The 23,586-nt window shown below is 73.6% G+C and carries 20 protein-coding genes, 2 tRNA genes and 1 pseudogene; 6 read left to right on the top strand and 17 right to left on the bottom strand.

Features of this window, described 5'->3' with window-relative positions:
- Positions 1-64 precede the first annotated feature (64 nt).
- Positions 65-436 (top strand): HXXEE domain-containing protein, encoded by a 372-nt coding sequence (locus JWP64_RS21045; protein ID WP_366890346.1) that lies wholly within the window; start codon positions 65-67, stop codon positions 434-436.
- Positions 437-530: 94 nt separating this feature from the next.
- Here JWP64_RS21045 and JWP64_RS21040 read toward each other — a convergent pair whose 3' ends face one another.
- The 4 genes from JWP64_RS21040 to JWP64_RS21025 all read right to left on the bottom strand — a co-directional run bounded on the left by JWP64_RS21040 (position 531) and on the right by JWP64_RS21025 (position 5,391).
- The gene (locus tag JWP64_RS21040; RefSeq protein WP_297499847.1) at positions 531-854 is read right to left on the bottom strand and encodes a hypothetical protein; all 324 of its coding nucleotides are present in this window, start codon (positions 852-854) and stop codon (positions 531-533) included.
- A gap of 490 nt (positions 855-1,344) precedes the next feature.
- Positions 1,345-3,120 carry an acetyl/propionyl/methylcrotonyl-CoA carboxylase subunit alpha gene (locus JWP64_RS21035; RefSeq protein WP_297499782.1) on the bottom strand — a complete coding sequence of 592 codons (1,776 nt, stop codon included), beginning with the start codon at positions 3,118-3,120 and terminating at the stop codon, positions 1,345-1,347.
- A gap of 406 nt (positions 3,121-3,526) precedes the next feature.
- Entirely contained in the window at positions 3,527-4,798 is a 1,272-nt protein-coding gene (locus JWP64_RS21030; RefSeq protein ID WP_297499780.1) for a beta-ketoacyl-[acyl-carrier-protein] synthase family protein, read from the bottom strand.
- 428 nt (positions 4,799-5,226) lie between these two features.
- On the bottom strand, positions 5,227-5,391 hold the full coding sequence (locus JWP64_RS21025) for a hypothetical protein (RefSeq protein WP_297499778.1): 165 nt from the start codon (positions 5,389-5,391) through the stop codon (positions 5,227-5,229).
- Here JWP64_RS21025 and JWP64_RS31645 point away from each other — a divergent pair.
- Positions 5,315-5,482: a replication initiator gene (locus JWP64_RS31645; protein WP_366890344.1), complete on the top strand. Its 168-nt coding sequence runs from the start codon at positions 5,315-5,317 to the stop codon at positions 5,480-5,482. The two genes, JWP64_RS21025 and JWP64_RS31645, sit on opposite strands and share 77 nt — an antisense overlap.
- A 263-nt stretch (positions 5,483-5,745) precedes the next feature.
- Here JWP64_RS31645 and JWP64_RS21020 read toward each other — a convergent pair.
- The 3 genes from JWP64_RS21020 to orn form a co-directional block, all read right to left on the bottom strand.
- A tRNA-Lys gene (locus JWP64_RS21020) sits at positions 5,746-5,821 on the bottom strand.
- 98 nt (positions 5,822-5,919) lie between these two features.
- Positions 5,920-5,992 (bottom strand) — tRNA-His (locus tag JWP64_RS21015).
- 82 nt (positions 5,993-6,074) lie between these two features.
- Positions 6,075-6,689, bottom strand: coding sequence for an oligoribonuclease (orn, locus tag JWP64_RS21010; RefSeq protein WP_297499776.1), 615 nt, complete (start codon positions 6,687-6,689; stop codon positions 6,075-6,077).
- A 73-nt stretch (positions 6,690-6,762) separates the two neighbouring features.
- Here orn and JWP64_RS21005 point away from each other — a divergent pair, with 73 nt between their 5' ends.
- Positions 6,763-8,322, top strand: coding sequence for a helicase HerA-like domain-containing protein (locus JWP64_RS21005; RefSeq protein WP_297499774.1), 1,560 nt, complete (start codon positions 6,763-6,765; stop codon positions 8,320-8,322).
- Between the two features lie 37 nt (positions 8,323-8,359).
- Here JWP64_RS21005 and JWP64_RS21000 read toward each other — a convergent pair whose 3' ends face one another.
- Both JWP64_RS21000 and JWP64_RS20995 read right to left on the bottom strand, forming a co-directional pair.
- Positions 8,360-9,871 carry a PH domain-containing protein gene (locus tag JWP64_RS21000; protein ID WP_297499772.1) on the bottom strand — a complete coding sequence of 504 codons (1,512 nt, stop codon included), beginning with the start codon at positions 9,869-9,871 and terminating at the stop codon, positions 8,360-8,362.
- Entirely contained in the window at positions 9,868-10,380 is a 513-nt protein-coding gene (locus JWP64_RS20995; RefSeq protein WP_297499770.1) for a PH domain-containing protein, read from the bottom strand. The genes JWP64_RS21000 and JWP64_RS20995 overlap by 4 nt, the downstream gene beginning before the upstream one ends.
- A gap of 101 nt (positions 10,381-10,481) precedes the next feature.
- Between JWP64_RS20995 and JWP64_RS20990 the strand changes: the two genes are divergently transcribed.
- Positions 10,482-11,273, top strand: coding sequence for an HAD family hydrolase (locus JWP64_RS20990; RefSeq protein WP_297499768.1), 792 nt, complete (start codon positions 10,482-10,484; stop codon positions 11,271-11,273).
- On the opposite strand, the gene JWP64_RS20985 is transcribed toward JWP64_RS20990, so the two are convergent.
- A complete protein-coding gene (locus tag JWP64_RS20985) occupies positions 11,270-12,433 on the bottom strand; it encodes an acyl-CoA dehydrogenase family protein (protein WP_297499766.1) in 1,164 nt (387 codons plus the stop codon). The genes JWP64_RS20990 and JWP64_RS20985 overlap by 4 nt on opposite strands.
- A gap of 10 nt (positions 12,434-12,443) precedes the next feature.
- Positions 12,444-12,635: a hypothetical protein gene (locus JWP64_RS20980; protein ID WP_297499764.1), complete on the bottom strand. Its 192-nt coding sequence runs from the start codon at positions 12,633-12,635 to the stop codon at positions 12,444-12,446.
- Positions 12,636-12,805: 170 nt separating this feature from the next.
- On the opposite strand from JWP64_RS20980, the gene JWP64_RS20975 reads away from it, so the two are divergent.
- The gene (locus tag JWP64_RS20975) at positions 12,806-13,168 is read left to right on the top strand and encodes a hypothetical protein (RefSeq protein ID WP_297499763.1); all 363 of its coding nucleotides are present in this window, start codon (positions 12,806-12,808) and stop codon (positions 13,166-13,168) included.
- Between the two features lie 78 nt (positions 13,169-13,246).
- On the opposite strand, the gene JWP64_RS20970 is transcribed toward JWP64_RS20975, so the two are convergent.
- The 6 genes from JWP64_RS20970 to JWP64_RS20945 all read right to left on the bottom strand — a co-directional run bounded on the left by JWP64_RS20970 (position 13,247) and on the right by JWP64_RS20945 (position 23,145).
- On the bottom strand, positions 13,247-14,857 hold the full coding sequence (locus JWP64_RS20970; RefSeq protein WP_297499761.1) for an AMP-binding protein: 1,611 nt from the start codon (positions 14,855-14,857) through the stop codon (positions 13,247-13,249).
- Between the two features lie 82 nt (positions 14,858-14,939).
- Positions 14,940-17,057, bottom strand: coding sequence for a glycosyltransferase family 39 protein (locus JWP64_RS20965; protein ID WP_297499759.1), 2,118 nt, complete (start codon positions 17,055-17,057; stop codon positions 14,940-14,942).
- 33 nt (positions 17,058-17,090) lie between these two features.
- The gene (locus JWP64_RS20960) at positions 17,091-18,380 is read right to left on the bottom strand and encodes a bifunctional glycosyltransferase family 2/GtrA family protein (RefSeq protein WP_297499757.1); all 1,290 of its coding nucleotides are present in this window, start codon (positions 18,378-18,380) and stop codon (positions 17,091-17,093) included.
- An 89-nt stretch (positions 18,381-18,469) separates the two neighbouring features.
- Positions 18,470-20,524, bottom strand: coding sequence for a glycosyltransferase family 39 protein (locus JWP64_RS20955; RefSeq protein WP_297499844.1), 2,055 nt, complete (start codon positions 20,522-20,524; stop codon positions 18,470-18,472).
- A 349-nt stretch (positions 20,525-20,873) separates the two neighbouring features.
- Positions 20,874-22,376 carry a cell wall metabolism sensor histidine kinase WalK gene (locus tag JWP64_RS20950; protein WP_297499755.1) on the bottom strand — a complete coding sequence of 501 codons (1,503 nt, stop codon included), beginning with the start codon at positions 22,374-22,376 and terminating at the stop codon, positions 20,874-20,876.
- Between the two features lie 25 nt (positions 22,377-22,401).
- Positions 22,402-23,145 (bottom strand): response regulator transcription factor, encoded by a 744-nt coding sequence (locus JWP64_RS20945; RefSeq protein ID WP_297499753.1) that lies wholly within the window; start codon positions 23,143-23,145, stop codon positions 22,402-22,404.
- A 186-nt stretch (positions 23,146-23,331) separates the two neighbouring features.
- Between JWP64_RS20945 and JWP64_RS20940 the strand changes: the two are divergent.
- Positions 23,332-23,586, top strand: a pseudogene (locus JWP64_RS20940) (hypothetical protein); the annotation flags it as partial.

Genomic DNA, 23,586 nt, shown 5'->3' with positions numbered 1-23,586 from the left:
GGGAGCCCGCGGGGAATGATCGTAAGCGCGGTCTGTTCCCTGTCGCTGGACCCGCTGCTGCTCCCTGGCCATCGGCATCATGGGCGGCCTCGTCGCGGCTGCGTCGGTCGCAGGTGACCGCAGCAACGGCCGCAACCCCTTCTTCCAGGCGGTCCTCACCGGATTCGGCGCCCACGCCGTCGTCCCCCACCTCATCTCCGCGGCGGTGACAGGCGGATACACGCTGGGTCTTCTCACCACTCCGACCGTCGTCGTGCCCTTCTCCTGGTGGGCGTGGCGCGAGCTTCGTAAAGCCGGCGTGGAGAAGGCCGAGATTCCGACTGCGGCCCTCGTGTTCGTCCCGCTGTCGATCGGGGCAGCTCACGCCGGCGCGTCTGGGGGCCTCGCTTTCGTCCGCCGTCCGCGCGACATGAGGCAGTCGTCGCGCTCCAGCTGAACGCCGCCGGGACCTACCTGACACTGCTCGTCTCCCATCTCGTCGCCGACGCGTACACCTTCTACAACCTGATCGACTCGTTCACCGCGCTCTATCAGAACCCGGCCGCCTGGTCGCGCATCGCGCCGCTGCTGGAGGTCCACCCCGCTCTGACCGCCCGGCAGCACGACCGCCCACCGGTCGGCCGCCCAGCCGCCCAGGGGCCGGGCCAGCGAGTCGAGCAGCGCGCCATCCAGGCGAAGTCGGCGCCGTGCACCTGCGGGAACTGCGTCTTGATCGGCAATGGGAACGCCGCCGCACAGCCGAGGAACGAGCCGAAGGTACCGATGTACAGCATCGACAGGATCCAGGTCTGGGGCCGGCGGACCGCTGCGGCCTGGGCGGCAGAGTCGGACTCGGCATCGCGGATGTTGTCCATGTACCGCAACGCGCGGCTCACCGCGACCCTGCTCCACGGCAGCCACACCGAGAACCCGAGGTGCTCGGCGAAGGACGAAAGGCCGACCGCCCGCCGGAGCCGGGCGGCGGTCGAGCCGGCGGCGCGCGACAGGGACTGGACGGACGGATGGACCCGGGGTCAAACGCGCAGCCGGGTGCGGGTCGCCGCCGGCCGTGGCGATCCGCCGCCCGGCCGTGGCGATCCGCCGCACCGCCTTGGCCAGCAGTCCGGAGTCGGTCGGGTACTCCACGTCCGCCGCCACCACCGTGGTGTCCGCGCGCACCCGCGCCGTGCGCAGCAGTTTGGCATGGGCGGCAGCACCTCGTTGCGCCCGTTCGCCGCCGCCGGCCCGCAGCGGGTGGTCGGCCCTACGACGCTGTTCTACCGGACACTCCACCGTGATCACGGAAGGCGCGTCACATCCGCGCAGGTCAGAAGCCTGAAAGGCCACCACTTCAGGTCGAAGTAGCTAGTCCTTGATCTCGCAGATCACGCTGCCCTGAGACACGGAGCCGCCCTGCACGGCGGTGAGACCGGTGATCGTCCCGTACTTGTGCGCGGTGACTGGGTTCTCCATCTTCATCGCCTCGAGGACGACGATGAGGTCGCCTGTCGAAACCTGGTCGCCGTCGCTGACCGCGACCTTGATGATCGTGCCGTGCATCGGGGCGGTGACGGCGTCCCCGGAAGCCTTCTGCCCGCTCTTGCCGCCCCGCTTGCGCGGCGGTGCCGCCTTCGGGGCCGGCCCGGCTCCGCCGCCCAGGGCAAGGTCACCGGGCAGCGAGACCTCCACCCGGCGCCCGTTCACCTCCACAACGAAGGTCTGCCGCGGGGCGTCGTCGTCGTCCGCCTCGGCCGCCGCGTCGCCCTGGAACGGTTCGACGGTGCCCGTCCACTCCGTCTCGATCCAGCGGGTGTGGACCGTGAATCCCTCGGCGTCGGTGGCGACGAACGCGGGATCGTCGACGACGAGCCGGTGGAACGGCAACACGGCAGCCATCCCCTCCACCTGGAACTCGGCCAGCGCGCGGCGGGAGCGCTCCAGCGCCTGCACCCGGTCCGAACCGGTGACGATGAGTTTGGCCAGCAGCGAATCGAACTGGCCGCCGATCACGGATCCTGCCTCGACGCCCGCGTCCACCCGCACACCGGGCCCGGCCGGAAAGGCGATCGCCGTGACGGTGCCGGGGGCCGGGAGGAAGTCGCGGCCGGCGTCTTCGCCGTTGATGCGGAACTCGATCGAGTGCCCGCGCGGCTGCGGATCCTCCAGCAGGTTGAGCACCTCGCCCTCGGCGATGCGGAACTGCTCGCGCACGAGGTCGAGGCCCGACGTCTCCTCCGAGACGGGGTGCTCGACCTGCAGGCGCGTGTTGACCTCGAGGAACGTGATGAGCCCGTCCTGGCCGACGAGGAACTCCACGGTGCCGGCGCCGTAGTAGCCGGCCTCCTTGCAGATCGCCTTGGCCGCCTCGTGGATCGTGGAGCGCTGCTCATCGGTGAGGAACGGGGCCGGCGCCTCCTCCACCAGCTTCTGGAACCGGCGCTGCAGTGAGCAGTCACGGGTGCCGACGACGATCACGTTGCCGTGGGTATCGGCGAGCACCTGCGCCTCGACGTGGCGCGGCTTGTCCAGGTAGCGCTCGACGAAGCACTCGCCGCGGCCGAACGCCGCAACGGCCTCGCGGACCGCCGACTCGTAAAGCTCGCGGATCTCCTTGCGCTCCCGCACCACCTTCATCCCGCGCCCGCCGCCGCCGAACGCGGCCTTGATCGCGATCGGCAGCCCGTGCTCGTCGGCGAACGCCTCGACCTCCTCCGGCCCCGAGACCGAGTCGGCCGTGCCGGGGACGAGCGGCGCGCTGACCCGCATCGCGATGTGGCGCGCGGTCACCTTATCGCCGAGGTCGCGGATGGATTGCGGGCTCGGCCCGATCCACGTGATGCCCGCGTCGATGACGGCCTGGGCGAAGTCGGCGTTCTCGGAGAGGAAGCCGTAGCCGGGGTGGATCCCGTCGGCGCCGGTCTTCTCCGCCGCCCCGATCACCTTCGCGAAGTCCAGGTACGACTCGGCGGCCGTGCTGCCACCGAGGGAGATCGCCTCGTCGGAGAGCCGGACGAACGGCGCGTCACGGTCGGGTTCGGCGTACACGGCCACGCTCGCCAGCCCCGCGTCGCGACAGGCCCGGATGACGCGGACAGCGATCTCGCCGCGGTTGGCGACGAGGACCTTGCTCAATCGCGGCACGTGGGCCTCCTGTCCCGGACGCGCGGGGCGCCGCGCCGCGGCGCAGACTCCTCCCCTGGACCTCTCAGCAGCCCCGCCCCGAGGCGCAGCGGCACACATGGCTCGCGCCGCGGCCGCGGGTCAGCGGTCTCCGGGCTGGACCACCGTGAGCGTGACACCGTCGGCGTCGTCCGGCAGGGCCCGGCCCCCGTCCGCAGCCGCGGTACCGGCGGGCCGGTCAGGTCAAGTTCGGCCATGACGGCTTCCTCGGCCGCGCGGGGGCTGCGCCGGGCTGCTCGCCGTGGCGCACCATCACGACCGCCGTGCAGCTGCTTCTCCGGTCGGGAGCCGCGGGATCGGGATCGCTGAGCCCCGCCGGGTTCACCGCCCGGGGTGACGGTGGGTGTCGTTGCTCTCGTCAAGGGCCTCACGGGAGTCGGGTGAAGACCACGGAAGCGTTGTGTCCGCCGAAGCCGAACGAGTTGCAGATCGCGGCGTCGACCGGCATCTCCCGGGCCTCGCGGGGGACGTCGAACCGGAGGCCGTCCTCGGGGTCCTCGAGGTTGATCGTGGGCGGCACCACGCCGTGATGAACGGAGAGCACGGTGGCGATCGACTCGATCGCCCCGGCGGCGCCCAGCAGGTGGCCGGTCATCGACTTGGTGCCGGTGACGACGGTGTCCTCGCCGAACAACTCGGCAATCACCTCGGCCTCACCCATGTCGCCCACCGGGGTCGAGGTGGCGTGTGCGTTGATATGGACGACGTCATCGAAGCAGAGGCCGGCGCGCTGGACCGCGTGCTTAAGCACGCGCACCCCGCCGTCCCCGCCCGGCTGGACGATGTCGTAGGCGTCGGAGGTGATCCCGGCGCCGGCGAGCACCGCGTAGGGGGTTCGGCCGCGGGCGGCCGCGTCGACGGCCCGCTCCAGGACGAGGACTCCCGCGCCCTCGCCCATGACGAACCCGTCGCGGCCCTTGTCCCACGGGCGCGAGGCCCGCTGGGGCTCGTGGTTCCGCGTGGACATCGCCCGCATCTGCGCGAAGCCGGCCATGGTCAGTGGGTGGATGCACGCCTCGGTGCCGCCGACCACGACGACGTCGGCCCGATCGAGGTGCAGCAGGTCCAGGCCGTAGGCCACCGCCTCCGAGCCCGAGGCGCATGCGCTCACCGGCGTGTGCACGCCCGCCTGCGCGCCCAGTTCCAGACCGACGTTCACCGCCGGCCCGTTGGCCATGGTCATCGGGATGAGCAGCGGGGACACCCGTCCCGGCCCCTTTGCATGCAGGATGTCGTACTCCCTGATCATGGTGCGCGCACCGCCGATCCCGGTACCGATGACCACCGCCACCCGGGTCGGGTCGAGGCGGGTTTCCTCGGCCGTCCCCACGAAGCCCGCGTCGGCCCATGCCTCCCGGGCCGCGACCAGCGCCGCCTGCGACGCCCGGTCCAGCCGGCGTGCCTGTACCCGGGAGAGGGTCTCGGCCGGGTCGATCGCCATCGGCGCCGCTATCCGCACCGGGAAGTCGGCCGCCCATTCATGGTCGAGCGCCACCACCCCGGAGCGCCCCTCGAGCAGGCCCTCCCAGAAGGACTTCACGTCTCCACCGAGTGGAGTGACGGCACCCAGACCGGTGACAACGATCTCGTCCGCCGCGGCACGCGGGCCTCCCCGGGAACCACCGGTTGCCGAAGCCATTCGTGTATCCGACATGGATCCTCCCAGTCCTGATCGCTGCGACGCCGAGATCGCCACCGTCTGCGGCTGTCTGCAGGAACAGACGAAAGGGCGTGTCTCCTGATACCAGTGCGGACGAAAGGCCGACCGCGTCCACCGGCGGGCTAAGCCCGGATGCACCGTCTCCCCGACTTTGTGATCGATAAGGCTCAGGACTTGGTCTGGGCGGGTTCAGAGTCGGGTTTGGGCATGACCGTGCTGCCGACGCCTGCCGAGCTGCGCGCTCCTTCGGCTGCAGATCGCCCACCTGGACCTTCAGCTCCTATGGCCGGCCGTCCTTGGAAGGTCGAGCGGCTGGAGAACGTCGTCCAGCGGCCCAGCCTCTGATACCCACGATCAACGCCCCCGCGCGCCGGAATCAACCTCCGCGACATCGAGACGGGCTGCTCCTACGTCGCCGTCGCCCGCCGGGCCGGCTCGGCGGAACACCAGCGCTGGCAGAACCACATCAGCGTCGCCGCCGGCCGCCCGCACCCCATCCGCCTGCGCGGGGACATCCACACCGTCGAAACCTCGACCGGCCGCATCACCGCCATCACTTCGACCGCCGACATGCCCGACGGCGTGATCTACGTGCCCTGCAACAACCGCCGCGCCGTCGTCTGCCTCTCCTGCGCCGAGACCTACCGCGCCGACACCTACTAGCTCGTCAAGGCCGGCCTCGCCAGCGGCAAGGGCGTCCCCGACACCGTCACCCAGACGCTGCCCTCGCCGCTGAGGTCGCGCCCGCTCATGACGCCTCCTCCAGCATGCGGCGTACGTAGGCGCGGCGACCCATCGGCCGTCCTGTGAACCTCGACGCACAGCGAGCCGCGCTCAACCACCATGACGAGCGGCTGTTATGAGGGCCGTTGCTGCCACGGAAAGCTGTCAGGCCCCCAGTCCGGAGACTGAGGGCCTGATCTACCTGGTACGTCGCCGGGGACTTGAACCCCGAACCCGCTGATTAAGAGTCAGCTGCTCTGCCAATTGAGCTAGCGACGCATGTGAAATTTTCCTCTGCTGACCGGATCCCCTCCGCTCAGCGCCTGGAGAACTTTACCAGCCGTCCTCAGGCGCCTCGCGGTGGGGTCTGGCCACCGGGTGAGTGACGGGACTTGAACCCGCGGCCCCCTGGACCACAACCAGGTGCTCTACCAACTGAGCTACACCCACCATCGCCCGCCGGGCGTGCCCGACGTTCTGGGGAGAGTCTAACCACCACCGCGAGCGGGTTCTGCAGGCGGGTGGGTGATCGTCATTCCGCAGGGGGGACGGGGGTCCGGAGTGCGGCCGCCGCGGCCTGCGCCTGTTCGGTGCTCGGTCCGGGCGGGGCGACGAACAGGGTGTTGCGGTAGTACTCGAGCTCGCGGATGGACTCGATGATGTCCGCGAGCGCGCGGTGGGCGAGGCCCTTCTCCGGCTTGGCGTAGAAGACCCGGGGGAACCAGCGGCGTGCCAGCTCCTTGAGCGAGCTCACGTCGATCATGCGGTAGTGCAGGTGGTTGTCCAGCTCGGGCATGTCCCGGGCGAGGAAGCTGCGGTCCGTGGCGATCGAGTTCCCGGCGAGCGGGGCCGCCCCGGCGTCGGGCACGTGCTCGCGGATGTAGGCCAGCGCCTGCTCCTCGGCCTCGCGCAGGGTCACCTCGGAGGCCCGGACCTCCTCGGTCAGCCCGGACTTCGCGTGCATCTCCCGCACGACGTCCGGCATCGCGGCCAAGGCGGACTCGTCGGCGTGGATCACGACGTCGACGCCCTCGCCCAGGATGTTGAGGTCCCCGTCCGTGACGAGCACCGCGATCTCGATGAGCGCGTCGTTCACGAGGTCGAGGCCGGTCATCTCGCAGTCGATCCACACCAGACGATCGTTCATCGCTGCAGCGTAAGCGCTCGGCCCCGGCCGCGCCGGGACCTCGGCGCGTGCCGGATGCAATAGGCTCCGCCGCGTGGGGGACAACACGAGCGCTGCCCAGGAGAATCCGGCACAGCAGATCGCCGCCGGGTACGCCACGGAGGGGATCGCCCTGGAGCTGGGCACCGTCCTCGTCGACGGCCAGGTGGATCCGACCGCGAAGGTCCGCATCCCGTTCGCCACGTTGAACCGCCACGGGCTGGTCGCGGGCGCGACGGGGACGGGCAAGACGAAGACCCTGCAGGGGCTCGCCGAGCAGCTCTCCAACGCCGGGGTGCCGGTGCTGCTCGCGGACGTCAAGGGTGACCTGTCCGGGCTGTCGAAGCCCGGCGAGGACGGCCCCAGGATCCGGTCCCGGGCGCAGGACACCGGGGACGACTGGACGCCCACCGGGTTCCCCGTCGAGTTCCTGTCCCTCGGCGGCTCGTCCTCCGCCGTGCCGATCCGCGCGACGCTGACCCAGTTCGGGCCGATCCTGCTGTCGAAGGTCCTGGACCTCAACGACACCCAGGAGTCGACGCTCGGGCTGATCTTCCACTGGGCGGACCAGAAGGGTCTGCCGCTGCTGGACACGAAGGACCTGCGCGCCGTCATCCAGCACCTGACCTCGGACGAGGGCAAGGCGGAGCTCAAGGGCATCGGCGGCGTCTCGCCCGCGACGGCCGGGGTGATCCTGCGTGCGCTGGTGAACCTCGAGGCCCAGGGCGGCGAGGACTTCTTCGGCGAGCCGGAGTTCGAGCCGGCGGACCTCCTCCGGCAGGTCGACGGCAAGGGCGTCATCACCCTGCTCGAGCTCGCGGACCAGGCCGCCAACCCGAAGCTCTTCTCGACCTTCCTGATGTGGCTGCTCGCCGAGCTCTACGAGGACCTCCCCGAGGCCGGGGACCTGGACAAGCCCAAGCTCGTCTTCTTCTTCGACGAGGCGCACCTGCTGTTCACCGACGCGTCGAAGGCCTTCCTGTCCCGCATCGAGCAGACCGTGAAGCTCGTCCGGTCCAAGGGCGTCGGGGTGTTCTTCTGCACGCAGCTGCCCACGGACATCCCCAACGCCGTGCTGTCGCAGCTCGGCGCGCGGATCCAGCACGCCCTGCGCGCCTTCACCCCCGAGGACCAGAAGGCCCTGTCGAAGACGGTCAAGACGTACCCGATCTCCAAGGTCTACGACCTGGAGGAGGCGTTGACCTCCCTCGGGACCGGTGAGGCGATCGTCACCGTGCTCTCCGAGCGGGGTGCCCCGACGCCCGTCGCCTGGGCCCGGATGCGGGCGCCGCGATCGCTGATGGCGGCGATCGGGGAGCCGGCCGTCACCGAGGCGGCGAAGGGCTCGGTGCTGTTCCCGAAGTACGGGCAGACCGTGGACCGCGAGTCCGCCTACGAGAAGCTGACGGCGAAGATGGCCGAGCCCGCGCCGCAGGCGGCTCCGGAGGCCCCGGCCCCCGCGCCGGAGCCCGAGCGCCGCCGCGCGGAGAAGGAGGAGCCGGGCATGATCGCCGAGGTCCTCGGCTCGCCCGTGGTGAAGTCGTTCCTACGCTCCGCCGCGAGCTCCCTGGGCCGCGAGATCACCCGCGGCCTCTTCGGCACCCGCCGCCGCTGACGCGGCCCGTGCGCGAAAAGCGTTGCCCTGGCGACGATTACCGCGTACGAGCGCCGAAGGCGCACACCTCCGGTGTGACGGCCTCGGCGAGGGCCACGGCGTCGGCTCCGGTGACGTCGAGGATGCGGTAGCCGCCCTCGCCGGCGGCGGTGACCGCCTCGAGGGTCACCACCCCGGCCCGGCGCTGGAACGGGCTCTGCCGGACGGTCCAGCCGATCACGCCCTCCCGGCGTAGGGCGACGGTCCGGCGGTTCAGCCCGCCGAGCCGGCTCACCAGGTACCGCGGGGTCAGCGCGTGCCCGAGGCCGCGGAAGCGGTCCCGGCCGAGCAGCGCGGCCGCGGGCAGCAGGAGCAGCGAGAGCGGCCCGAGCCGCGCGGGCCCGGTCGTCTCCGCGACGACCCAGGCCGCGAGCACGAGCACCGCCGCGGGACCGAGGGCCCTGGTCATCCTCCGGCGCAACGCCACCCGGGGATGCCGGAGCAGCGGGGTCAGCGTCGGCGAGGCCGCCTCCTGCAGGGCGGCGGCCGCGACGCGGTGGGCCTCCGCCCGGGGCGCCGGCGGCTGCAGGACCCCGCCCTGCGCATCCTTGCCCAGGCCGGTCGACAGCGCCCGAGTCTGGGCGCCCCGGCCGGCCCGCAGCAGCAGCGGCTCGGTGACCGCGACCCCGCGCAGCCGGTGCTCGGACACCGACAGCGAACGCCGGGTGAGCAGCCCGCGGTGCACGCGCAGCGTCCCGTCGGACTCCCGGGTGAGCCGGTAACCCCACCAGCGTTCGGTGAACAGCGCGGTCGACCCGACGACGGCGAGCACCAGGAGCAGCACCCCGACGACCCCGACGGCGATCCACAGCGGCCCCGCCGCCAGCCGCTCGGCCGCGTCGTCGACACCCGGGACCTTCCGCGGATCCACACGCAGCTCGCTGAGCAGGTTGAACCCCGCCGCGACGACGGCGCCCACTCCGGCCAGCGACGAGAACGTCAGCGGCGCGAAGCGGAGCCACGCCCAGTTCATCGTGGCGAGCGACTCGGACTTCTCGGTGGGTGCGTCGGCCACGGGAGCAGCGGGCGAGCGCTCCAGCAGCTCGTGCCGCAGCCGCTCCGCCTCCCCCGCGCTGACGGCGTCGAGACCCAGTCCGTGCTTCTCCCCGGCGCTCGCCGAGTCCGCCGCGTGCACGGTGACCACCGACAGCCGGAACGCGCGGTGCAGCAGCGTCGAGGTGAGGTCGACGGTCCGGATCCGGTCCCGCGGCACGGACCGCCGCTGCTTGCGGACGAGCCCGCTGTGCAGCTCCACCCGCTCCGGCGTGATCCGGTACTTCGTGGTCCGCCAGCGGATCGCGCCGCCGATCACCACGAGCACCGCGATGCCGGCCGTGATCAGCAGCCGCGGGGTGTCGCCCTGCCCGGTGACCAGGACGATCACCAGGAACGGCAGCAGCCGCAGGAGCATCCCGGCCGGGCCGACCACCAGCATTCGCGGGTCCAGCCGCCGCCACGGCACGTCGTGGCGCCCCACCTCGGGCTCGGCGGACGCGGCCGGCAGGGTCACGTCGCGTCGCCCGCCGTGGCCTGCGTGGTCTCGGTGAGCTGGCGGGCGAGCTCCGCGGCGTCCCCGGCCGCCAGCCCGCGGATCGTCACGGGACCGCGGGCCGACGCCGTTGTCACCGTCACGCTGGCCAGCCCGAGGAGCTGCTGCAGCGGCCCGTGCTCGGTGTCCACGGTCTGCACCCGCGAGATCGGGGCGATCCGCCACTCCCGCACGATCCAGCCCGACAGGGTGTAGACGGCCTCGCCGGTCACCTCCCAGCGGTGGATGCGGAACAGCACCCCGGGGACGACGGCCGCGTAGGCGAGCCCGGCGACGACCGTCGCCGCCATGGTCCCCACCAGCCAGGCAGGCCCACCGAGGACCAGCGCGACCACGAGTTGCGGCAGCGCGACGACGAGTGCGACCGCGAGCCCGCGCAGCCGCCACCAGGTGACCGCGCGCGGGTCCACCTGATGCGCCGGCGGCCGGAGCGGGAGAACGTTCGGACCCGCCGACTCAGCAGTGTGCATGGGTCCACTCTGCCGAACCCCGCCGCGCGCCGCGCCCAGGACGCTCCGTCGACGCGCCCGGGCCGCCCGACCGGGCGAAGGCCCGGGTTAGTGTCGGACGTGTGCGACCTCCCGGATGGCAGCCGCGTCTGATCGCCCTCGACGTCGACGGCACCACGATCCACCAGCACTCCCCGCCGTCGGACCGGGTCGTCGCGGCCGTGCGCGCCGCCGCGGAGCGGGCGGTCGTGATGATCTGCACCGGGCGCACGGTGATCGGCGTCGGCGCGGTCCTCGACGAGTTGGGCCTCGCCTCGGGCACGACGGTCTGCTCCAACGGTGCGGTCGTCCTGGACACCGCGACCCGCTCGGTGAAGGCCGTCCGCACGTTCGACCCGGCGAAGGCCTTCGCGGCGCTGCGCGAGACCTTCCCGGGAGCGCACCTGGGCTCGGAGCACGTCGGTGTCGGGCAGCGGGTCACCGAACCGTTCCCGGACGGCATCCTCGCCGGCGTCGTGACCGTCGTCCCTGAGGAGGAGCTGGTCGCGCTGCCCACCCCCAAGATCATCGCCTACTGGCCCGGCCGCACCCCGGCGGAGACCGCGCAGCGGGCCGTCGAGCTGAACGTCCCGGACGCGGAGCTGACCGTCGACCACGAGCTGGCCTGGGTGACGCTGGTCCCGGCGGGGGTGTCCAAGGCCTCCGCGCTCGCGGACGTCGCGGCGGAGCTCGGGATCGCCCGGGAGGACGTGCTGGCCGCCGGCGACGGGGACAACGACCGCGCGATGCTGCGCTGGGCCGGCCACGGCGTCGCGATGGGCCAGGCGCCCGCCGAGGTGAAGGCGGACGCGGACGAGGTCACCGCCACGGTGGTCGACGACGGCCTCGCGCTCGTCCTGGAGCGCTGGTTCTAGAGCCCGAACGCCGTGAGCTGGGCCGCCCGCACCGGGCCCGTCTGCGCCTGGATCAGGTGGAACGCCGCCTCGCGCGCCCAGCGCTGCTCGGGGCTGTCGAGCAGCATCGCTGATCCCGAGCGCGCCGCGATCAGCGCCGACGCCGCCCGCACCGTCAGCGTCGTCAGCTCGGCCCGCAGCGCGATCCGCTCCGGGATCCGCTCGGTGCCCGGGATGTCGCTGACCAGCGCGTACGCCTCGGCCCGGCGTGCGGCGGCGTGCTCGCCCAGGGACCACGCCAGCTCGACGGCCTCGGGTCGGTCCCGCTCCCGGCCGACGGCCTCGAGCCCGACCAGGACGCGCCGGAGCAGCCCGAGCGAGGCCGGGGTGACGTTCGCGGTCCGGGCGGCGTCGAGGTCGCGGTAGGGCCCACCGTCTGCGACGGCGAGCACGGCGCCGGGGCCGGCGACGAACCCGTCGAGCTCCAGGGCGACGGTCCGGGTCCCGCCCATCACGGACAGCGGCAGCGGTGCCCCGGCCCGCAGCCCGGGCGCCTCCGCGGCCGGGACCAGCACGAACACGTAGCGGTCCCCGGGCGCGGTGGCGGCGATCATGACGAGGTCGGTGAGGCCCCACCCGGTGCACCAGTCCGCGGTGCCGTCGATCCGCCAGCTCCCGTCGGGCCGCGGATCCGCTCGGACCGCGGGCGGACCGGGCCGGCGAAGGTGTGCGATCGCGATCCCCGCGCGCGTCCGCGCCGACGCCAGACCCGCCCGGTACCGCGCGGCCGCCGGGCCGATCTCCAGGGCGGCGGGATCGAGGCCGGGCAGGCCGCCGCCGCTGAGCTGCTGGGCGGACCGATGTTGGTTCACGACGAACCACGTGGCCGCGCAGGCCGCGGCGACGAGCTCGGTGCACTCGGCGTCCACCCCCGCGCCGGCCCCGAGGCCGCCCTCGGCCTCCGGGATCGTGACGCTCAGCAGCCCGGCCCCGGCCAGTGCCGCGAGGTGGGCGGGCTCGACGCCGCGGGCCGGGTCGTCCGCCGCCGCGGCGTGCGGGGCCAGTACGTCGTCCGAGATCCGGGTGGCCGCGGCGACCGCGGGATGCGCCGCGACCTCGACCGGTGGTGCGAACAGGTCCGCGACGGACGCGTCGATCGGGCTGGGGGCCGGAGCGATCACCCGCCCGACGCTACGCGAGCGCCCGGACCCCGGTCGCCACGAGTGGGGCGACGCGGGCGAGCCCGGCCCGCAGGCCCTCTGCCTCGCGGATCCGCAGCTCCGCGACCTGCCCGGCCGGCTCCCACGCGATGCGGCCGTGGCAGTGCGCGGTCTCGACCTCGCCCTGCCCGGCGGCCTTCCGCGCCGCGACGGCGGTGGCCACGTCGAGCCGGCCGTAGAGGTAGCCGGTGGGCAGGACCAGCGCGGTCGGCGCGAACCGGTGCCCGCCGAGATGGCTGCACCCCCAGAGGCCGGCGGCCCGGTCCTCGGGCTCCGTGGCCAGGACGGACGCGGCGAGCGAGCCTCGACCGCGCAGCAGAGGTCCCGCGTGCCGTGCGTGCAGACGAGCAGCATCGGCGCGTCGACGGGAGCACCGGCGCCGGCGTGGTCGAGCGGGACGTCGGCGAGCTCCCCGGGACCGCGAACCCGCAGCGCACCGACGCGCATCCGGCCCGGGGCGGTGTCGGCGAGCAGCAGGGTGCGCCCGGAGTCCGGTCCGGGCCGCCGCCCGGGGCGGCGGACGAGCCGCGTGCGCCGCCCGGCAGTCCGGGCCCGGGCGACGAGGGCGGCCAGGGCCGGATCCGGGTGCCGGTCCACGGAGCGAGGCCAGGGGCCGAGATGCTCGACGCAGAGCAGCCGGGAGTCCGTGAAGGCGTTGCCGGCCAACGGTTCCCCGAGCCCGGCGGACACCGCTGAGCAGCGTGTCTCGTGCGGTGGCCCAGCCATCGGCGGACCTTGCATTAGGTAAGGCTGAGTCGATCGGGCGACTCGGGCTCAGCCGTCGGTGGCGGGCAGTTCCCGCGTGGCGATCTTGCCGGTCTCGTTGCGCGGCAGCTTCTCCAGGAAGACCACGTCCCGGGGGACGGCGAAGCGCGCGGCCTTCTCCTTGACCGAGGCCTTCACCTCGTCCGCGGAGAGCGAAGCCCCCGGCGCGAGCACGACGTAGGCGGCGAGGCGCTGGCCGAACTTCCGGTCCGGGACGCCCACGACCGCGACCTCCCGCACCTCGTCCCGGGCGGCGATGATCTCCTCGACCGGTCCGGGATGGACGTTCTCCCCGCCCGAGACGATCATGTCGTCGCCGCGGCCGGTGAGGTGCAGCCGCCCGGCGTCGTCGAGGTGGCCGACGTCCCCGGTGCCGATCAGCCCGTCGAGCGTCTCGACCTCGGCGCCCTCGCGGGTGTAGCCCTCGAACGGCAGGTCGTTGCGGACGAACACCCGCCCGTCGGTGCCCGGCGGGACGGGGCGGTCCTTCTCGTCCAGGATCATCAGCGTGGTGCCGGACGGCGCACGGCCCGCCGTGCCGGGCGCGGCACGCAGGTCCGCCGGCCCCGCGATGCTCACCCAGGAGACCTCGGTCGAGCCGTAGAGGTTGAACAGGCGGTCCCCGAAGCGGTCCATGAACTCCGTGGCGAGCCCCGCGGGCAGCGCGGACCCGCTGACGGCGACGATCCGCGGCCCGTGCCCGTCCCAGGAGACGTCCTTCTCGGCGGCGTACTCGCAGAGCCGCTGGATCATCACCGGCACGGCGACGACGACGTCGCACCGTTCGCGGGAGACCGTCTCCAGGAACGTCTGCGGGTCGAACCTGCGCCGCAGTACCACGGTCGCGCCGTGCAGGACCGAGATCAGCAGGCCCGCGTTGCCCCAGGTGTGGAACAGCGGGGCGGAGATCAGCACTCGGTCCCCGGCCCGGAACGGGATGATCGACAGGATCGACGCGGCGGGCGCCAGCGTGGACAGGTGGGGCCGCTTGGCGCCCTTCGGGGTTCCGGTGGTGCCGGACGTCAGGACGATCATGCGGCCCTGCCCCGGCGAGGACGGGAGCGAGCCGGAGGCGCCCCGCTCCATGAGCTCGTCGACCCCGGCCCCGGAGGTCACCACCGCCACACCGTCCGGGAGCACCCCGGCGAACTCCTCGTCCGCGACGACGGTGTGCAGCTGCAGCTCGTCCGCGATCTCGGCCATCTGCCCCGCGGGGAGCCCGGTGTTGAGCAGCACGACGTCCGCGCCGAGTTTCCCGGCGCCGACGAGCGTCTCGATCGCGCCGCGGTGGTTGCGGCACAGCACCCCGACCCGGGTGCCCTCGCCCACGCCGAGCGTGGCGAGCCCGCGGGCGAGGCGGTCCGTGCGTTCGTGCACCTCGGCGTAGGTCAGCGTGCCGTCGTCGTCGACGATCGCCGGCCGGTCCGGGTGCCGGGCCGCCCCGACCGCGTAGCCCGCGGCGAGGCTCAGCCGGTAGCGCATCAGCCCGGACACCACACCCGCCAGGCGGTCCGGCCGGATCGGCCGCACCACCCCGGAACGGGTCAGCGCGCCCAGCGCGCGAGCGGTGCCGAGGATCGCGTCGACGGCGTTTCCGGTCGTGGTGCGCAGATCGCTCACGGGGCCCAGTCTGCCCGTTCGATGAAGATCGACACCGGGCAGGGGCGGTGCGCCGTGACGCACCGCCCGGGTCCCCGGCGGGTCAGCCGGCCGGCGCCGCCAGGTCGTAGACCGTGCGCCCGCCGACCGTCGTGGGCGTGTAGTTCTGCTGCACCCAGACGGTGATCGCGGAGGAGGCGCCGCCACGGCCGCCGCCACCGCCCATGCCGCCGCCGGCGACGAAGTACCGGATGTCGCCGGCGTCGACGTAGGCCTGGAACTGCTGGAGCGTGGGGTAGGGGTCGGACCCGGTGAAGCCACCCATGGCCATCACCGGCGTCCCGCTGGCGAGCTCCATGGACGCGGCGCCCTGGGACCCGGCGGTCGCGGCGGCCCAGCGGGCGTCACCGGCGTTGCGGAGCAGGTCGACGAGGGCGGTGTCGGTGACCTCCTCGCCGGGCCCGCCCGCACCGCCACCGGCGAACGACGGAGTGCCCTGGCCCCTGCCGCCGGGGGTGGTGGCGCTCCCGCCCGGTGCTGTCCCGCCCATGGCCGTCCCGCCCGGTGCCCCGTCCTGTCCGGTGCCGTCCCCTCGAGCCTCGCCGTCGAAGCGGGCTCCGCCCGGGCCCCCGCCGAAGCCGGTCGCCCCCGCGACCGCCGGCCCGGCCGACGGGATCGAGCCGGTGTGGGCGGTCCCGATCGTCTCCGCCGCGTACGCCGTCGGGGCGGCGAGCCCCGCGAGCACCGCCGCGCCCGCCGCGACCCCGGCCCAGCGCCGGCGTCCGGCCGGAACCAGCAGGCCGAGCGCCGCGATCAGACCGACGGCGAGCACGACCCAGCGCAGCCACGGCAGGAACGTGGGCGACCAGCCCAGCATGACGAACGCCCAGACCGCGGTCACCGCGGACGTCACGGCGAGGGTGCCGCGGCCGAGCCAGGTGCCGCGGGCGCGCCACGCCTCACGGCCGCCGATCGCGACCAGCGCCGCGATGCCCGGCGCGAGCGCGACCGAGTAGTAGGGGTGGATCGTGCCGCTCATGAAGCTGAAGACCAGCGCGGTGACCAGCGTCCAGCCGCCCCAGACGAGCAGGCCGGCGCGGACCCGGTCCGTCCGCGGGGCGCGCCGGGTGAGGTGGAGCGTGGTGACCAGCAGGATCAGCGCCGCCGGCAGCAGCCAGCTGACCTGGGTGCCGAACGCCGTGCTGAACAGCCGGGAGAGCCCGGTCTCGCCGCCGAACATGCCGCCGCCGGGGCCGCCCCCGCCGGGCATCCCGCCGCCGGAGGCCGCCGCCTCCGCGCCGGCCGTCCCGCCGGGAAGACCGCCTCCGGCATCGGCCGCGGTGCGGCCCGCGCCCCCGTTGCCCGCGCCACCGAAGATCCGGCCCAGGCCGTTGTAGCCGAAAGCCAGCTCCAACGGGGTGTTGTCGGTCGAGCCGCCGATGTACGGCCGGGAGCCGACGGGCCAGAGCGCGACCGCCAGCAGCCACCAGCCCGCCCCGACGACCAGTGCGACCCCCGCCGCGACCAGCTGGCGGATGCGTCGCCACGCGGTCGTCGGCGCCGCCCAGTAGTAGGCGACCGCCAGGCCGGGCAGCACCAGGAAGGCCTGCAGCATCTTGGTCAGGAAGCCGAGGCCGAGCAGCAGCCCGGCCAGCAGCAGCCAGCGGGTGCCGGCCTTCTCGATCGCCCGCGTCGTGCAGTAGGCGGCCGCGACCATCAGCAGCACGAGCAGCGCGTCGGGGTTGTTGAACCGGAACATCAGCGCGGCGACCGGGGTGAGGGCCAGGACCAGCCCGGCCAGCAGCCCCGCACCGGGGCCCGCCACCCGGCGCACCGCCGCCCACAGCAGGGCGACGGACGCGACGGCCATCAGCGCCTGCGGGGCGAGCATGCTCCACGACGAGAACCCGAAGATCCGCCCGGACAGCTCCATCACCCACAGCGACGCTGGCGGCTTGTCCACCGTGATCGCGTTGCCGGAGTCCAGCGAGCCGAAGAAGAACGCGGTCCAGCTCTGCGTCCCGGCCTGCACGGCCGCCGCGTAGAAGGAGTTCGCCCAGCCCGAGGCCGCCAGGTTCCACAGGTAGGCCGCGGCGGTGCCGGCGAGCAGCAGCGCGAGCGCCGGACGTTCCCAGCGCGGCCGGCCCGCGGTCGTCGCCGGCTCGGCCGGGCCGGGGTCCGCAGGCGGGCGGACGTGGTCGGAGCGGAGTGTCGTGGTCACGGGGGAGTTCCTCCGGGGAGCGGGTGGTACGGCTCAGGCGGCGAGTTCGGTGGTGGTGTCGGCGGTGGTCGGCGTCGCCGGGCGAGCCCGCCCGCGGAACACCCAGGAGCGGAAGAGGACGAACCGGACGACGGTCGCGACGAGGTTCGCGACGACGATCACCGCGAGCTCCAGGACCGTGCCCGGGTTCGCCACGACGACCCCGAGCAGCGCGAGCGCCCCGGTCGTCAGGCCGAGCCCGATACCGAAGACGATCAGGCCCTGGAACTGGTGGCGGGCGGCACCGTCGCGGCCGCGCACGCCGAACGTGAGCCGCCGGTTGGCCGCGGTGTTCGCGATCGTGGTCAGCAGCAGCGCGACGACGTTGGCCGCGAGGGACCCCATGAACGTCCGGAACAGCAGGTAGAGCAGCAGGTTGGCCAGGGTGCTCGCGACCCCGATCGCGGCGAAGCGGACCAGCTGCGACGTCATGCCGGTCGGGACTCCGGGCACGCCGGCCTCCAGGGGTTCGCGCCCGAGCTGGGTCCGCATCTCCCGGATCGGCAGGGCACCCGTCGCCAGGGCCCGCCCGACGCGCACGACGCCCTTCAGGTCCGCCGTCGCGGTCGCGACGATGTCGACGGTCGAGTTCGGGTCGTCGACCCAGTCGACCGGGACCTCGTGGATCCGCAGGCCCGCCCGCTCGGCCAGGACCAGCAGTTCGGTGTCGAAGAACCAGCCGGTGTCCTCGACGAGCGGGAGCAGCCGCTGCGCGACGTCGCCCCGGATCGCCTTGAAGCCGCATTGGGCGTCGGAGAAGCCGGCGGCCAGGGCGCCGCGCAGGATCAGGTTGTAGCAGCGGGAGATGAACTCCCGCTTCGCCCCGCGCACCACCCGGGACCCGCGCCCGAGCCGGGTACCGATCGCCAGGTCCGAGTGTCCGGAGATCAGCGGCGCGACGAGCGGGAGGACGGCGTTGAGATCCGTGGACAGATCGACGTCGCAGTAGGCGAGCACGGCCGCGTCGGAGGAGGACCAGACCGTCTTCAGCGCCCGCCCGCGGCCCTTCTGCTCGAGCCGGACGTTCGCCACATCGGGCAGTTCGGCGGCGAGCCGGGCCGCGATCCGCGGGGTGTCGTCGGTGCTGGCGTTGTCCGCCACCGTGATCCGGAACGGGTAGGGGAAGCTCCCCTGAAGGTGCGCGTGCAGCCGGCGGACCGAGGACTCGAGGTCGCGCTCCTCGTTGTAGACGGGGACCACGATGTCCAGGACGGTGCGCCGGTGACGCCCGCCGCCGACAGGCGGGAGTCCGGTGCCGGTGAAGTCGCTGACGACGGTGCTCATGGCGCTCACCCTCGGGTCCGGGCCTGTCGCGGATTTGTGGTCGACCTGTGGGCCGGCTGTGGGTGCGGCCGGCTCGGGTGTGGCGCCGGTCATGCCGTGGCCCCGGTGCTCAGGTCGTAGAGGGTCGTGCCGTCGACGGCGGTGGCCGTGAACGTCTGCCGGACCCACGCGGCGATCCGCGCCGCCGCGTCGCTGCCGCCCGTGTCCGAGCCGCCCCGGTCCGACCCGGCGCCGTCGACGAACCAGTGGATCTTCCCCTGCGCGACGTCAGCCTGGAACTCCTCGAGCGTCGGGGCCGGGTCGGTCCCGTTGAACCCGCCGACGGCCATGACCGGGGCGCCGGCGGCGAGCTGGTAGCCGGCGGCGCTGTTGGAGCCGACGGCCGCGGCGACCCAGGTGTAGGCCCCGGCGTCCTGTTGCAGGAGTGCGGTCACTGCGGCGCTCGGGGCCGCCGAGTTCAGCAGGGACCCGGCGCCGCCCATGCCGCCCCGGCCGCCGAACCCGCCGCCGGGAGTGGTGCCGGCCTGGGGGAACGTTCCCGTGCCGCGGGTTCCGGTGCCGCCCGTACCGATCGGTGGGGTGCCCGTGCCGCCGGGAGTCGCGCTTGTGCCGGTGCCGCCCGCAGCCGCGCCTGTACCCGCGCCACCCGGTGCCGTTCCGACGAAGCCCGCCGGGGGAGCCGCGCGCATCGCACCGCCCGGGCCGCCGGAGCCCCGCATCCCGGAGCCGGCCGGGCCGGAGCTGGGGATCGCACCCGTGTGGGCCGTGGCCGCCGTCGCGACCGAATACGCGGCGGTGCCGCCGAGCGAGGCCAGCACCGCCGCCGTCGCCACGCCGACCGCGAGGAGCCGCGGCAGCCGCGTGAGGCCGAGCAGCGCCGCTGAGGCCACCAGGCAGACGCCCAGGACCGCCCAGCGCAGCCAGGGCTGCCAGCTCGCGTCGTCGGCCAGGATCATGAAGGACCAGATCGCCGTCACCGCGACGGAGGCCGCGAGGAGCGCCCGCGCCCCACCGAGCTCCCGGCGCCGCCACAGCTCCGTGGCGCCCATGCCGACGAGCGCGGCCGTCGCCGGGGCGATCGCCACCAGGTAGTAGCTGTGGAAGATCCCGGCCATGAAGCTGAACACCAGGCCGGTGACCAGCAGCCAGCCGCCCCAGGCGATCGTCGCCGCGCGCAGCCGGTCCGTCCGGGGCGCACGTCCGGTCACCCAGACCAGCCCGACGAGCAGGATCAACGCTGCCGGGATCAGCCAGCCCGCCTCGGGCGCCATCTCGGAGCTGAACAGCCGGGTGAGGCCCGTCCGGCCCCAGCCGCCGCCCGCGCTACCGCCGACGCTGCCGGTCTCGTCACCGGTGAGCCGGCCGAAGCCGTTGTAGCCGAACACGAGCTCGAGCACGGAGTTGTTCTGCGAGCCGCCGATGTAGGGCCGCGACGACACGGGCCACAGCTCGGCGATCAACACCCACCAGCCCGCGCTCACCACGACCACGACGCCCGCGAGCAGCAGGTCGCGGACCCGGTGCCGGATCGTCGTCGGCGAGGCGACCAGCCACAGCGCGGCGAGCGCCGGAACGATCAGGAAGGCCTGCAGCATCTTCGCGAGGAAGCCGACGCCGATGAACACGCCCGCCAGCACCAGCCAGCGCGTCCGGCCGTTCTCCAGGCCCCGCATGCTCGCCCAGACCGCGGCGACGAGCAGCAGCACGAGCAGCGCGTCGGGGTTGTTGAACCGGAACATCAACGTGGCGACCGGCGTGAGTGCCAGGACCGCGCCCGCCAGCAGGCCGGCGCCGTGTCCGGAGACCCGCCGGACCGTCGCGTAGAGCAGGCCGACCGTCGCCACGCCCATCAGCGCCTGCGGGACCAGAATGCTCCAGCTGCTCAGCCCGAAGACCCGCACCGACAGGCCCGTGATCCACAGGGCTGCGGGGGTCTTGTCCACGGTGATCGAGTTGGCGGCGTCGGACGAGCCGAAGAACCACGCCGTCCAGTTCTCGCCGCCGGCCTGCGCGGCCGCCGAGTAGAACGCGTTCGCCCACCCGGACGCGGAGAGGTTCCACAGATAGAGCACCGCCGTGCCGACGAGCAGCACCCCCTGCGAGATCCGTCGCCCCACCACCCCGGAGCGGCCCGGCGGCCCCACCGCCTCGCCGGGATCCCCGTGAACGGGGGGTTCGAGGGGGCGTGTGGTGAGGGTGCGGATCACGATCGCCGAGACTCGGGCAGCGCCCTGTGCCGGCCCGATGACCACCCTGTGCGCGAGCTGTGAGCAGGCGGGCCCGGCTCGCCGCCCCGCCGGTCAGGGGTTGCCCCGCCGACCTCTGCCCTGCGCACACCGCCGCGCCGACGGCCGCCTCGTCCACCGTGAGAGAGACATCAGCATCCTTCGATCATGGAACTGTCGCGCTCATGTTCCTCTCGCGGTGCGCCGGTGTACGCAGAGCAGAGCTCCGCCGAGGGGCCCGACGACCGGGGCCGGCGGAGCGAGGCCGTCAGACGCGGGTGGGTACCGGGACCGGAGACTTCGCCGGCACGCCCGGCAGACGGACCGTGAACGCCGTCCGGCCCGGCTCGCTCGCCACCGAGACCGAACCGCCGTGCGCGGACACAACCGCGTCGACGATCGCGAGACCCAGCCCCGTGCTCGCCGTGTTGTTGACGGCCCGGACCCGGGACCTCTCCCCGCGCGCGAACCGCTCGAACACGTGCGGCAGCAACGCGGGCGGGATGCCGGGGCCGGTGTCGGTGACGGTGAGCTCGGCGGGCGATCCCGCGACGAGCCCGACGGTCACCTCGGTCCCGGCCGGGGTGTGCGTGCGGGCGTTGGCCAGCAGGTTCACCAGCACCTGGGTGAGCCGCGACGCGTCGCCGACGACCGTGACCGGCTCGTCCGGCAGATCCAGCTTCCAGCGGTGCCCGGGACCCGCGGCGTGCGCGTCCCCGACGGCGTCGAGGACGAGGCGGGTGAGGTCCACCTCGGCGCGTTCGAGCGGGCGGCCGGCGTCGAGACGCGCGAGCAGCAGCAGGTCCTCGACGAGCGTGCTCATCCGCATCGCCTGCGAGGAGATCCTGGTCAGGGCGTGCGTGGTGCTCTCCGGGAGGACGGTGCCGTCGCGGCGGGTCAGCTCGGCGTACCCGCGGATCGCGGCGAGCGGGGTGCGCAGCTCGTGGCTGGCGTCCGCGACGAACTGGCGTAGCTGGGTCTCGCTCTCCTGCCGAGCCTCCAGCGCGCCCTCGATGTTGTCCAGCATGCGGTTCAGCGCCCCGCCGACCTGGCCGACCTCGGTGCGCGGGTCCGGGTCCCGGACGCGTTCGGCGAGCTCGATCTCGCCCTTGTCCAGCGGCATCGTGCTGACCTTCGCCGCGACCGAGGCGACCTGCTCGAGGGGCCGCAGCTCGCGGCGCACCACGAGCGTCGCCGCCACGGCCGCACCGCCGAGCGCCACGCCGATCACGACCAGCTCGATCACGACGAGGCCGTTGAGGATGCCGGTGGCCTCGTCAGCGGGCTGGCCCAGGGCCAGGACCTCGCCGGAGGCACCGGAGATCGTCGCCACCCGGTACTCCCCGATGGAAAGCTGCACGTTCTCCGGCCGGGTGTTCGCGGGCAGCGCGGCGATCGTGGCGGCGTCGTGGGCCGGCAGAGCGGCCGACGAGCCCCGCCGGTCCGTGACCTCCGACTGCACGACGACGCCGCCGACGATCACGGCTCCGAGGGTGCGCGGCTTCTGGGCCGGGCCGAGGAAGCCGTCCCGGCCCGGGGCGCCGAGGGGCGGGGGGATGCCTCGCTCCTGGAACTGCCGCGACATCGTGAACCGCTCCGCGGCGCCGAGGATGTCCTGGTCCAGGCGGTTGTAGAGGAACTGCCGCAGCGCGATCGTCGTCGCGACCCCGATCACCGCGCAGGCCAGCACGAACAGCAGGAGCACGGTCACGACGAGGCGGGCCCGCAGGCTGTGCCCACGGTCCCGGAAACGTCGGCCCGGGGCGCTCACCGGCGCGTCGTCCTCATGGGGGCGATCATCTCGCGTCGGCGGCCGGCTTGAGCATGTACCCGGCGCCGCGGACGGTGTGGATCATCGGCGTGCGGCCGGCGTCGATCTTCTTGCGCAGGTAGGACACGTACAGCTCGACGACGTTGGACTGGCCGCCGAAGTCGTAGTGCCACACGCGGTCCAGGATCTGCGCCTTGCTCAGCACGCGCCGCGGGTTGCGCATCAGGAAGCGGAGCAGCTCGAACTCGGTGGCGGTCAGCTCGACGTCCGTGCCGCCGCGCCGGACCTCGTGGCTGTCCTCGTCCAGCACGAGATCGCCGACGACGAGCTCCGAGCCCTGCTTCGCCGCGGCCATCCCGGCCCGGCGCAGCAGCCCGCGAAGCCGCGCGACCAGCTCCTCCAGGCTGAACGGCTTGGTGACGTAGTCGTCCCCGCCCGCCGTGAGCCCGGCGACCCGGTCCTCGACGGCGTCCTTCGCGGTCAGGAACAGGACCGGCACCTCGGACGCCTCGGCCCGCATGCGGCGCAGCACCTCGAGCCCGTCCAGGTCCGGCAGCATGATGTCCAGGACGACCGCGTCCGGCTTGAAGTCCCGCGCCGTCCGGACCGCCCCGATACCGTCGGCCGCGGTGCGCACGTCCCAGCCCTCGTAGCGCAGTGCCATGGACAGCAGGTCGGACAGCGTCGACTCGTCGTCCACGACGAGCACCCGCACGGGGCTTCCGTCCGCGCGGCGCAGGGGTGCGGACTGCTCGCTCACCTCGGTCATGGTAGCCAGCCTCGCGCCCGCACCTGTGTCTCCTCTGGTGGTCTCCTGTGCGTTTCCTGTGATGACGCGCGGTTCCGGTCACACGATCCACCGGGCCTCCGCACAGCCCGCGGACAGGCGCCGCCGACACAGTCGGCGCCGGTCGCGATCCCCTCGTTCCCCTCCGCGACCGGAACGGAGACCACCATGTCCACCCTCACCTCCCGCCGGCTCACCCGGCTCGCGGCGCTGCCGGTCGCGGGCGTCGCGCTCGTCGGCCTGGTCGCCTGCGGGTCGGGAACCACCACCACGACGAGCGGCTCGACGGCGAGCTCGGGCACCCCGAGCGCGGGAACGACGTCCGACGACTCCGCCTTCCGCACGTGTCTGGAGCAGAACGGCGTGACCGCGCCCGCGGGCACGGGCGAGGGCAGGACGCCGCCGTCGGGTGCGACCGGGGCC

Source organism: Pseudonocardia sp. (assembly GCF_025465255.1).
In the GTDB taxonomy this organism is placed as follows: domain Bacteria; phylum Actinomycetota; class Actinomycetes; order Mycobacteriales; family Pseudonocardiaceae; genus Pseudonocardia.
The sequence above is the reverse complement of the archived record's forward strand: the minus strand, read 5'-3'. Positions and strand labels throughout refer to the sequence as shown.